Source organism: Duncaniella sp., from assembly GCF_029056165.1.
Classification (GTDB): Bacteria; Bacteroidota; Bacteroidia; order Bacteroidales; family Muribaculaceae; genus Duncaniella.
Map to the genome: position 1 here is coordinate 1 of NZ_JAIDBW010000062.1, position 12,656 is coordinate 12,656.

The window sequence follows — 12,656 nt, forward strand, 5'->3', positions numbered from 1 at the left end:
GATCTACACCATGCGCCCCGGAGCAAAACCGGCGAAAGTCAACATTTCTCTCACCGCCGATGAATCCGAGACTCCTTACACGACCAAGTTCACTACAGGTACACGCGGAGCCGTACCCTCGCCAGACGGCAAACAGGTTGCATTCGTCCGCCACGGTGATGTATTCGTGACTTCCGTGGAATATCCCACCACAAAGCAGATCACCTCTACTCCGGCCGCCGAGAGTTCTGTATGCTGGGGTAAGGACAACCGCACGCTTTACTACTCATCGGACCGCGACGGACACTACAACATCTACCGTGCCACCATCGGCCGCGAAGATGACCTCAACTTCCCCAATGCGACCATCATTGATGAAGAACCGGTATTCAAGACCGGTGACAAGGTCGATCGCGCGGAGCCCCTCATCTCGCCCGACGGCAAAAAGATGGCATTCGTGATCGACCGACGTGACATTGCCGTCATGGATCTCGATTCGCATAAGGTGACACGCCTTACGAAAGGCAATATCCACAACTCGCGCAACGGCGGACTGAACTTCTCATGGTCGCCCGATAGCAAATGGCTCGCAGCCGAGGTGGATATGCACCGCCGCAGCCCCTACTATGACATTGCCATCATCAATGCATCGACAGGCGACATCACCAATATCACCAACTCATCTTACTCCAACTACGGTCCCCGCTGGGTGATGGGCGGTGACGCTATTCTCTTTATCAGTGACCGCTACGGTATGCGCAGTCAGGCTTCGTGGGGTTCGCAGTATGATGCTCTGCTTGTGTTCACGAATCAGGCCGCCTATGACCGCTTCCGCCTCTCGCCTGAGGATCTCGCGCTTCAGGACGAGCTGAAAGCGGCACGGAAGAAGAAGGAAGCCGGAAAGGACTCTGACAAAAAGGATACGAAGAAGGATGCGAAAAAGGATTCCGACGGCAAAAAGGATAAGGAGTCCAAGGACATCAACATCGAGCTGGACGGTATCAGCGACCGAATTGTCCGTCTGACCCCCTTCTCATCTGATCTGGCAGATCTGTACATCGATGACAAGGGTGAGACTCTTTGGTTCCTCTCATCGTTCGACAGCGGTTATGACCTCTGGAAAATGAACCTGCGCAAGGGTGATGTAAGCCTTGCAAACAAGCTCGACGCGACGGCTCTCACCATGACCCCCGATGCCGACGGTAAGAACCTCTTCCTCCTCGGATCGTCATCTCTGCGCAAGATGAGTCTGCCAGGAGGAAAGATTGACCGTATCAGCGTGAGCGGTTCTCAAAAGATCGATCCCGTGGCCGAACGTGAGTATCTATACGACTTTATCCTTAAAGAAGAGGACAAACGTTTCTTCGATCCCAAGATGCACGGCGTGGATTGGAAGAAAATGGGTGAGGCTTACCGCAAATTCCTCCCCCACATCAACCACAATGCCGAATTTGCTGAAATGACAAGTGAGCTGCTCGGCGAACTCAACGTATCGCATACAGGTACCCGTTACCACGGCGATCCCGCCAAAGAACCCACTGCATCGCTCGGCCTGCTCTATGACATGACCTACGCCGGACCGGGTCTTAAAGTAGCTGAAATCATCGAAGGAGGCCCCTTCGGTCATGCCGACAGCTCTATGAAGCCCGGTGCGATAATCACTGCAATCAACGGAAATAAAATCGATGCCGAAAGTGACTACACTCCGCTGTTCAACGGAATCGCACGCAAGAAGACCCTCGTGAGCTTCACCCTCCCCTCCGGAGAGAAGACAGAGGAAGTGGTGATCCCGGTGACAAACATCAATGACATGCTCTATAACCGTTGGGTGAAGCGAAACGCTCATCTCGTGGATTCACTCTCAGGCGGCCGTCTCGGCTACGTGCATCTGCGCGCCATGAACGATGAGAGCTACCGCACTATCTATGCGGATCTTCTCGGTAAGTACAACGAGCGTGACGGTATCGTAATCGATACCCGTTACAACGGTGGTGGCCGTCTGCATGAGGACATCGAAGTGCTCTTCAGCGGCAAGAAGTATCTCACTCAGGAGATCAAGGGTGAGGTGTCAGGCGAAATGCCCTCTCGCCGCTGGCTCAAGCCTACCATTATGCTTACAGGCGAGGCCAACTACTCGAATGCCCACGGCACTCCTTGGGTCTATCGCAAGGTGGGTCTCGGCAAGATCGTCGGTATGCCAGTCCCCGGTACTATGAGTTCGGTAAACTGGGTCAACATGCAAGATCCCTCGCTCACATTCGGTATTCCCGTCGTAGGATTCAAGACTGCTGAAGGCAACTATCTTGAAAATACCCAGCTCGAACCCGACGTCAAGGTGGCCAATGATCCGGCAAAGATCATCTACGGTATCGATGATCAGATCTCGACAGCTGTAACTACCCTTCTCAACGACATCGACAGTCAGAAGAAGAAATAATCCCGACACAGTCTGTTAAAATTGTGCCGAAACCAAAAATACACCGTCAAGTGCTCATGACTTGGCGGTGTATTTTATTATCACAACTCCCATCGGTTCTCTGTGAAGAGTAATCCCGATGGAGTTTTTTTATCGGTCAGGATGCTGTGTGATTATCTTACGATAACCTTACGGACAGTTCCGTCAGACATTTTCACAATATTGATACCCTTTACCGGAGTTGCTGACACGATTCCCGAAGGCTGCACGTACATCACGGGAACTGCATCGGCATTGCCTTCAATACTTTCAATAGCTGAAGTATCACCGGCTACGGGAAGGAATATAACCTCACCTTTGGTGGGATCATCGGCCGAATGGAAAATATACTTCTCAATCTCTGCCGCAGTCTGCTGCTCACAGCCCCATGTGTTACCCTGAGCATAGAGCGTCATGGCAGTGTTGTTGTACAGGTCATAAGGAATCGAAGGGTCGAATGCAGTTTCCGCACCGGCTGGTGCCGTGCCGCAGTTTCCGTTATTTTTGAACACGTTACCTCCGGGGTTGTAGTCATCGCCGGTAACATCGGTGACATGACCCATGTTCACGAGTGCTTTACCAATTATAGTGGCACCCCAGAGACAACCTTCGAAACGGTTACCCTCGATATAGACACGTGTCGGATGTTCATCAGAAGTAGAGTTGACTGTGATACCCGATCCGCCGTTCATAGCGTTTGTTTCATAGTGACAGTCGATAACCTGATTACCTTTCACGCGGATATCCATGTAGTTACCCAGAATATTGATACCGTAGCGGCTATTATCCATGTAATTGTCCTCGATGAAGATCTTGTGGTCACCGATCATCGAGAGCATATTGGACATTGAGATAGCACCCGGACGTGTACGCTTACCACCGAGGATCTTGTTACGACGGATTATCACCGGACCGTTGTCAGCCGCAGGTGTCTGGTTGATGACCGGATAGTTACCGTTACGCGTCGAACAGTCTTCCATCACGTTGTCTTCGATGGTGACACCGGCGGCCACATTCGAACCTGAGGAAATAGCGGCAGTAACAGTGCGGAGGAAGTAACAGTTACGGACAACATTGTTTATACTGTGGGCCACGAAATCAATAGCCGCATGTCCGCTTTTTTCATTATGCTCGTAGAATGTACAGTTTTCAACCGTGACACCATAACCGTCGCCGATCTTCATACCTGCTTGCTCAAAGCGCACATGCTTGATGACCACGGGTTTGTCGATCTCTGTAAAGTGGATTCCCTTGGGAGCCTGACCTTCGATTGCCTTTACTGTAGCAGAATCGGGAGTGAGTGAGCTCTTCGACCCGTAAAGCCTGATAAGCACATCCTTGCCCAGCTCAAGGGTCATACCGTCGGTCAGAGTAATGCCGTCGTTTGCCAGTACGTCGAGGTCATTGACAACAGAGAAGGTGTTTTCGTCAATTTGTGTCACACCTGTTCCTTCAATCTTGGCAAGATCAGCGAAAGTGTAAATTGTGCCTGTGTTTGGTGTAGTAAAGACATCATTTTTGGCGTAGCCAGTCATTGCAACGCCTAATGCGAGAATGGGTAGTAGTAATTTCATATAAAACTATTTTGATTTGCGCCGCAAAAGTAATAAATAATCATCAAAATCGCAATTATTATTCAACTTTCACACAATCGCATATCTTATCAATGAAAGCGAGGGATAGTTTTGATTCTCATCTTTATGCCGGCAGATCAGCAGATTGAGTTATCATTACACCGTTGGTCGCGTAAGTGTCAACATGAAAAAATCCGCTGCAGGATACACGTATAAATCGTGCGTTCCTACAGCGGATTCTTGGTTATATCCTATATCTGTGTATATGTCCTTACAGCGTAATCGTCATACCTCCGTTGTGACCGCCTCCTCCATTGTTTGAAACGGTATGCTGTGACGGATAGCCGACAAAACCTGACCGGACACTCTCTACGATCTTACGGTCGCGCTTATACGTGGGATACTTCTCAAGTATGTCACAGATAGCATCGTCATCAAGCTGATCTATTCCGAGAATGATGATCGATGAACGGTCCTTGGCCTCAGTGAGAACTTTGGCCTTTGTGCCGTATTCCTCCTCGATCCGAGTATCGGTGAACACCTCTTTGGACTTGGGTTTGGCAACAGGAGCAGCCTCCACAGGATTCTGGACAGTGGGCTGCGCAACTGCTGCGGCAGGATTCTGGTTAGAAGCAGGTGCGGCCGCAGCTCCGCCGATCTTCGCACCGGGGAAACGGAATCCGCCCTTCATTCCTCCACCTTCAGCCACGAGCTCATCTTCTTCCTCCTGAAGAGTGATGTCGAAACCTGCTGCAAGTATGGTCATCTTCACTCCGTCACCGAGAGTCTCATCGAAACCTACACCCCAGATGATATCCACCTCAGTGGTCATCGAGCTGATGAAATCAGTGATCTCATTGGTCTCGCTCATGAGGAATTCAGCATTGGGATTGATGTAGAGGTTGAATAGAAGTTTCTTAGCACCGAGGATGTCACGGTTCTTGAGGAGCGGTGAGTTAAGCGCATCCTGAATAGCCTTGGTCACACGGTTTTCACCTTCACCGAAACCGGTAGAGATGATGGCTGCGCCACCTCCGCGCAGTGTTGTATCGACGTCATTGAAGTCAAGGTTGATAAGACCGTTGCAGGTGATGAGCTCGGAGATCGAACGTGCGGCGATCGAGAGCGTATCGTCCGCCTTACCGAAGGCGTTGATGAAATTGAAATCACCGTAGATCTCACCGAGCCGCTCGTTGTTGATGACGAGAAGGGCATCCACGTTTTTAGCCATCTCGTCAGCTCCCGCGATCGCTTTCTTGATCTTTTTCTGACCCTCGAAAAGGAAGGGGATGGTCACGATACCGATTGTGAGCAGACCGCGTTCCTTGGCGATACGTGCCACGACGGGGGCAGCTCCTGTACCCGTACCGCCACCCATACCGGCAGTGATGAACACCATTTTAGTCTGATCGTCAAAGAGTGCTGCGATCTCCTCGGCACTCTCCTCGGCGAAGTCACGTGCTTTCTCCGGCTTATTTCCTGCTCCGAGACCGTCACCGATCTCAAGCGTATGGGGGACCTTTGAGTGGCAGAGGGCCTGACGGTCAGTATTGATATTCACAAAGGATACGCTCTTGATTCCCTGTGCATACATGTGGTTGACGGCATTATTACCGCCGCCACCGACACCGATCGCCATGATGTTGCATGCAAGATCGGGCGCGGTGACATTGCCCTTGAATGCCGAGGTATCTGAAAGATCCTGACTATATTGATTCTTGTTTTCTTCGTCCATTGTTAAATTTCTGCTGAGGGTTGAGAAAATGAATTATTCTAAACTGAATGCAATTGATAAAAGCAAATGTTATTTTCTGAATATGAAGTATGATTAATTGTCGTTGTCGGGATCATCATCTTCAACAGGTTCGGTCATGATTGACACGGCTCTGTCACGAAGCTTATTCCAAAAATTACCCAGACCGCCTCTCTTAGCTGAAGGTGTCTGCGAAGCTACAGGCTGTTCCGGCTGAGTCTCGTTGATCGGTGTAATGTTGCGGGCCTGCTGTCCGTAAGGATTATTGTTCGGCTGCGGGGCCTGATAAGGCTGCTGACCGGCCTGATAGGGATAGCCACCCGGCTGATAGGCCGCATGTTGCTGAGGCTGCTCCGGTTGTTGAGGCTGATAGGGATTCTGCTGCGCTGCCGGTTGCTGCTGATAGGGATTCTGCTGCGCTGCCGGTTGCTGCTGATAGGGATTCTGCTGCGCTGCCGGTTGCTGCTGATAGGGATTCTGCTGCGTTGCCGGTTGCTGCTGATAGGGACTCTGCTGTGTTGCAGGCTGCTGCTGATAGGGATTCTGTTGTGCTGCAGGCTGCTGATAGGGATTCTGCTGTGTCGCCGGTTGCTGCTGATAGGGATTCTGCTGCGCTGCATAACCGGAGTTCTGTGCAGCGTACTGCGAAGAGCCACCCTGCACATGAGCCGAATAGTTATGTTCAGGCATCTTCCGCTCCATACATTCGCGCACAGATCTGTCAGAAGCGGCTGCTGAAAGCACGGAGATCACATCCACATTGTCCGCTCCGTTAAGACGGCCGTCAAGAATCCGGATGCGGCTTACCGGAGCACCAAAACGGACGGGAAGATTGGTCACTTTCTCAAGACGCGTGTCGAATCCTCTGAGTTTTGAACCACGGCCGACGAGTATGATGCTTCCGAGCTTGCCGGAATCAAGACCGGCATACTTGATCTGCTCGTTGATATTGGCGATAATCTCTCCCGCACGGGCCGACACATAGTTGTTGATCTGGTTGAAATCCACACCCACACCTCTGTAGGCAGAGGCGGGATCAGACTGTGAGACCGCATTTCCACCCTCGATCTTCAGATCCTCCGCACGCTCCTCAAGATAATTGAGCGCGGTGATGTCGAGAGTGATATGGCGTGAGCCCATAGGAATGGTCGAGAGATAGGTCAGCACACCATTCTTGAAAATGGCGACAGTCGTTGTGTCCGCGCCGCAATCCACAAGCATACAGCCCTTGCGTTTTTCCTCCGGGAAAAGCACAAGATCGGCCTCAATGAGAGGACGGACGAAGAAGTCATTGATGGCAAGATGCATACGCTCGTCAAGCACCACCTTCAGATTGGTCATGAGGCGACTGCGGCAGCTGATAAGATTAAGACGTGCGGTAATGTACGAACCGAACATACCGACCACGCGGTTTGCAGGGAAATTATCGACACGGAATTCTTTCGGCGACACTCCGATGATGGTACGCTCCTGAAACTTGTATTCCAGAGCCTCCTTGGTCATGTCGGCGATAATCTCATTGGTTATTTCCATTTCCGAAGGAAGATGACGCTCCACCTCAATGTCCTGCGACATGAGCGAGCGTCCGCCCACCGACACATATACACTTGTAATCTTGCGCTGCGGCTCGCGCTGCTCAAGACGGTTGATCACATTGCGTATGGCATCAGTGGTCTCACGTATGTTGAGGATACAGCCGTAACGGACACTGTCGGTCAGCTTCTCTTCCTCTACAGCCTTCACACTGAGCGAACCGGAAGGATCGACTATGCCGATGGCACCTTTGATTTTCGAGCTCCCTATCTCAAGAGCCACTATATATTTTTCTTCCATGGGGGGATTATTGTTTTATTCTGATTTTTGCGTTTGCTTTTTCTGCGCCACCGCTGTCGGTGACGGTTTAGGACTATTTCCATCCGATGATGATACAGGACGCACACGCGCCGGAATCGGTTTCTCCGAATGGGCCTTCACTCCGGGCATAGTCTGACCGGGGGCCACACCTTCTCCGGCAAGCATCGTACCCATATCAACAGCCTCATCATCGTCATAGTTGACGACATTGACTTTTTGGGGACCGCGCCTACGCTTGGATGCGACGAGCTGTCCGCGCCATTTGAGGGAAAGTGTGTCATACTTCTCCCAGCCCTGCTGCGGAAGGACTTCGGTGTAGAACTTTCGCAGACGCGCGAACTTGTCATCGAAATTACTCGGAGATCCGATGTTGATGACATGCTCACGGATCACGGGAACAAGGATTATATCCGTCGGCGATTTGACCTTTATCATCGAGATGAAGGAATTCCACACCGAGTCAGAGGCGATGTAGCCGAGAAGTGGGAGGAGCGAGGCCGGAGTGAACGTACTGTCCGGATAATTGAAGCTGCCCTCTATAATGGGAACATCCTTGTGATAGCGTGCATCGGCACTAACCTGCTTTCCGGCACGGTTGATGTAGTAAGAACGTCCCGGTTCAAAGACGCGGGCCACCGGAATGATCGGAGTAGCCTTTATGCGCACTGTCCCGTCGGTGAGACGGAGCACTTCGGCATCTTCTATCTTGTCGAGCGACAGGAGATGCTTACGGATTGACTGGGTATTGATATTCGCAAGTGCCATGCCGGTAGCTTTGGCAGGAAGAGAGTCCAGCTCACGGGCAAGTTCAGCCGATGTCACGAAACTGCGCGCACCGGCAGTGCCATCGACGTCCTCGACCGTAATCTCGAACGCACGGCACTGCTGTGTATCGGCCTCCATAGCGGTCATCGTAAGGGCGACCACGAGATAGACGGCAAGCATCAGCGAGAATATGACTTTTAGATATCTGGGCATTTACGACGTTTAAAAGAGAGAGTTAAAACTGCACCCGCTGCGGGTACATGTTAAAAGCGTAGATCAGTTATTTTCGAGTGAATCAATGATGGCAGGAATAAATGTGTTGATATCTCCTGCCCCAAGAGTCAGAAGAATGTCAAAGTTACGATTTTTCAGCGTCTCCACCAATTTTTCTTTACTAATTAAGATTTTATCCGAGCATTTAACATTATCAAAGATAATCTCGGAGCTGACACCCTCGATCGGTGTTTCGCGTGCAGGATAGATGTCGAGCAGTATGAGTGAATCGGCGGCTGACAGTGCGTCGGCAAATTCAGGGGCGAAATCACGTGTGCGCGAGTAGAGATGAGGCTGGAAAGCCACAGTCAGTTTGCGTCCGGGATAGAGAGCCTTGACCGATTCGATGGATTTGCGGATTTCCTCAGGATGATGGGCATAGTCATCGATGATCACATGTCCTGAGCCGTTGTTTTCCTTGAGATGTGTCTCGAAACGGCGTTTTGTACCTCGGTAACTGTTGATCGCTTCACGGATCTGTTCCGGTTCCCACGCATTGGTCAGGCAGACGGCAGCGACAGCGGCAACGGCATTCTCGATATTGACCTCTACGGGGACACCGAGATTCACGTTGCGGATAGTACCGCGCGGAGTCACGATGTCAAAAGTGATCGTACCCGGCTCGCGGCGTATGTAGGAAGCATGGAAATCCCCCTTGTCAAGCGAGTAGGTATAGACACGGACACCCTTCTGAGTACGCGGACGCAGTTTGAGTCCCTCGTGGATCACGAGAGCACCGTCAGGGCGGATAAGCTCGGTAAAGTGGGCGAAACTTTCCAGATAAGCCTCTTCGCTTCCGTAAATGTCGAGGTGATCCGGATCAGTAGCTGTGATCACCGCCACGTAGGGCGTGAGATGATGGAACGAGCGGTCAAACTCATCCGCCTCGATCACACTGAAATCCGACGAAGGACTCAGCAGGAAGTTTGTCCCGTAGTTTATGAGCTCACCACCGAGGAAAGCATTACAGCCGACCGTACCGCATTTGAGTATATGGGCAGCCATCGAGGATGTGGTGGTCTTGCCATGTGTGCCCGCAAAGCAGAGCGAGCGAGAGTTGCGTGTGATCAGACCGAGTACGGCCGCACGCTTCATGATCTCGAAACCGTTTTCACGGAAATATTTCAATATGGGGAGATCTGCCGGAACTGCAGGCGTATAGACCACCAGAGTGACCGCCGGATCACGGAAGGAGGCAGGAATGCTCTCGGCACTGTCATCAAAAGTCATATCCACACCTTCCGCACGGAGTTCATCCGTAAGCGGAGTGGATGTGCGGTCATAGCCCGCCACATTTTTCCCTTTAGCGAGGAAATAGCGTTCGAGTGCGGCCATACCGATTCCGCCAGCACCGACGAAATATATATTCTTGATTTCAGAAAGATCCATCTTCATGATTATGATCTGTTTTTAATGATTTCCACTATCTTATCGACAATTTTCTCGTCTGCATTCCTAAGAGCCATTCCGGAGATCTCACGGCTCAGAGCCTCGCGCTTTTCAGGATGATCCATAAGATCGGCGAGAGTTGAAGGGAGCTGGCCGACGGCATCCGCATCAAGGATCATCACCGCTCCACCACGTGTTGAAAGGGCCTCGGCGTTATGCCGCTGGTGATCCTCAGCCACGTTGGGCGAAGGGATGAGGATACATGCTTTGGCAAGGTTCTGAAGTTCGGAGATAGTTCCCGCACCCGCACGTGACACGACGAGATCAGCGGCACGATAGGCGGTAGCCATGTCCGAAATAAAAGTCGTAGCCTTTACGTTGTCATACTCCTTGGCTTTCGCCTGAAATTCCGCCTCTCCATAGCGTCCGGTCTGCCACATCAGATTGACTCCCTTTTCATGCAGCATGGGAAGGGAGGCGGCGACAGCCTCATTTACAGTCCTTGCTCCGAGACTTCCGCCAACGGTAAGTACCAGAGGTCTGTCAGGATCGAAACCGAGTTTTTTCTTGGCCTCCGCCTGAGTGAGCTGACATCCCTCAAGGTCGCTGCGCACGGGATTGCCCGTCTTGACGATCACGTCGGCGGGGAAGAAACGTTCCATTCCGTCGTAAGCTACGCAGATCGCCTTGGCTTTTTTGGCAAGAAGCTTATTGGTCACGCCTGCGTAGGAGTTCTGCTCCTGAAGGAGCGTGGCGACCCCCTGTTTCTGTGCCTGCTTGAGCACCGGACCACTTGCATAACCGCCGACACCTATAGCGATGTCCGGTTTGAAATCACGGACTATCCGGCGAGCCTTACGGAGCGATTTCCAGAGTTTGATCAGCACCCCGAAATTGCGCCAAAGACGTTTGCGGTCGAAACCGGCCACCGGCAGACCCTCTATAGGATAACCTGCGGCAGGGACACGCTCCATTTCCATGCGTCCCTGCGCACCTACGAACAGTATGTCGGCGTCAGGATAGCGACGCTTGACAGCATTGGCTATCGAAAGAGCCGGGAATATATGGCCTCCCGTCCCGCCTCCTGAAATCAGGACACGGTTGACAGTCGTTCCGGCTTCGGGAGCTGTGTTATGGAGCTTTGTATTGGTCATTTCAATTGGTGTTCTAAATAGATTTTTATGTTTTAAACCTGTCGTGTGCTGAAACCATCGGCGCAGTGAGTATCAGAGTTGCATCTGGTTCTCCGCTCCGAACTGTTCGGGGAGAGCATCGATTTCATCACGTATATCCTGCTTCTTGCCACCCTGACGGGTTGCAGTGCGGCTTATCGACAGCATTATACCGAAGGCTATCGCCGTCACCACGATGGATGTTCCACCCTTGGACAGTAATGGCAGAGGTTGACCCGACACGGGGAAAACACCGCTGACGATACCCATGTGGAACAGTGCCTGAAAAGCGATCATGATAGCCATACCTATGACAACAAGCGCAGGATAGGTACGGTTGCAATGCGAGGCGATACCGGAAGCACGGCCAAGCAGCCACAGGTAGAGTGTCAACACGACTATACCACCTATCAGACCGAGTTCTTCGACTATAATGGCAAATATATAATCGGAGAACGCGAGCGGCAGGCGTGATGCCTCGCGCGAGTTACCGGGACCTACACCGTAGATGCCGCCGTTGGCCTGAGCCATATAGGAAAGTATCTCCTGACGGTTCTTGCCGACGGCAGGGATCTCCCACTTGGGGACAGAATCCTGACCGTGGCGGCCGAGACGTGCTTTCCATGTGTCGAGACGGGTCGGGTTCTTTTTCGCGGTCTCACCGGCCACCATCTCGATCTGCTGATCCTCATCGGCAGGTATATCCTTTGGCTCGCTGAGAACCAGATATACGAGAAAGAGACCTCCACAGGCAGCATAGGCAAGAGTCAGAAGCAGAAGATCCACGAAACGCACACCTCCTACGATCATCATGGAGTAACTGATAGCCAAGAGAAGGAGGGTGTTGGTCAGTCCCTGCTCGATAAGCAGACCGCTCAACAGCAGTACGATAAATCCGGAATAGATGACCGCTTTGGATGTGACACCTACCTTTTTTGTATTGGGATTCCACGTCATCACGAGTGCGATAAGCAGTACCGCCGACAGTTTGACCATCTCGGCCGGATATATGCCTATACCAAGAATGGTCAGCGATCGGCGCGCGCCGTTGACTATCTCTCCGAAAAACATCACATAGACCATCATCACCACGCTCACGCAGGCAAAGACAATTGTGAAAGGAATAAAGTCGGAGTAATGACGCTTGGAAAGGACATAGACAAGGAAAGCACCGCCACCGAGCATGACAAGGTGACGGATAATGGGCCCCATCACACCTATCGACGAACTCGCTACCTCACGCGAAGATGCGCTGTAAAGTTCGATGACAGATATGATGCAGAGGGCAATGAATATGCCCCATATATGTTTATCAGCCTTGGCGACAGCCTTGGGTTTGACGTTGGCCTGTACGTCGTCGGTCTGAATGGAGGGAGCTTGGGCAGACACTTTTTATAGGATTTTAGGATGGAGAAAGAAGTGGTGTGAATTACAGTGCTTTA

General features: G+C 51.7%; 7 protein-coding genes and 1 pseudogene. 1 reads left to right on the forward strand and 7 read right to left on the reverse strand.

What is annotated here, in order from left to right; translation table 11 throughout:
* On the forward strand, positions 1 to 2,416 hold a 2,416-nt coding region (locus K2G41_RS12185), incomplete at its 5' end, for a S41 family peptidase (RefSeq protein ID WP_300118667.1).
* Positions 2,417 to 2,568: 152 nt separating this feature from the next.
* Here the strand turns inward: K2G41_RS12185 and K2G41_RS12190 are convergent.
* From K2G41_RS12190 to K2G41_RS12220, 7 genes and pseudogenes are all read right to left on the reverse strand, one after another.
* Entirely contained in the window at positions 2,569 to 4,008 is a 1,440-nt protein-coding gene (locus K2G41_RS12190) for a right-handed parallel beta-helix repeat-containing protein (protein WP_300118670.1), read from the reverse strand.
* Between the two features lie 727 nt (positions 4,009 to 4,735).
* Positions 4,736 to 5,743: pseudogene (gene ftsZ / locus K2G41_RS12195) on the reverse strand (cell division protein FtsZ); the annotation flags it as partial.
* Between the two features lie 93 nt (positions 5,744 to 5,836).
* Positions 5,837 to 7,594, reverse strand: coding sequence for a cell division FtsA domain-containing protein (locus K2G41_RS12200; protein WP_300118673.1), 1,758 nt, complete (start codon positions 7,592 to 7,594; stop codon positions 5,837 to 5,839).
* A gap of 15 nt (positions 7,595 to 7,609) precedes the next feature.
* A complete protein-coding gene (locus K2G41_RS12205; protein ID WP_300118676.1) occupies positions 7,610 to 8,593 on the reverse strand; it encodes a hypothetical protein in 984 nt (327 codons plus the stop codon).
* A 63-nt stretch (positions 8,594 to 8,656) separates the two neighbouring features.
* Positions 8,657 to 10,042, reverse strand: a complete 1,386-nt coding sequence (gene murC / locus K2G41_RS12210; RefSeq protein ID WP_300118738.1) for a UDP-N-acetylmuramate--L-alanine ligase — start codon at positions 10,040 to 10,042, stop codon at positions 8,657 to 8,659.
* Positions 10,043 to 10,050: 8 nt separating this feature from the next.
* A complete protein-coding gene (gene murG / locus K2G41_RS12215; RefSeq protein WP_300118679.1) occupies positions 10,051 to 11,196 on the reverse strand; it encodes an undecaprenyldiphospho-muramoylpentapeptide beta-N-acetylglucosaminyltransferase in 1,146 nt (381 codons plus the stop codon).
* A gap of 72 nt (positions 11,197 to 11,268) precedes the next feature.
* Entirely contained in the window at positions 11,269 to 12,603 is a 1,335-nt protein-coding gene (locus tag K2G41_RS12220) for an FtsW/RodA/SpoVE family cell cycle protein (protein WP_300118682.1), read from the reverse strand.
* Between the last annotated feature and the right edge of the window lie 53 nt (positions 12,604 to 12,656).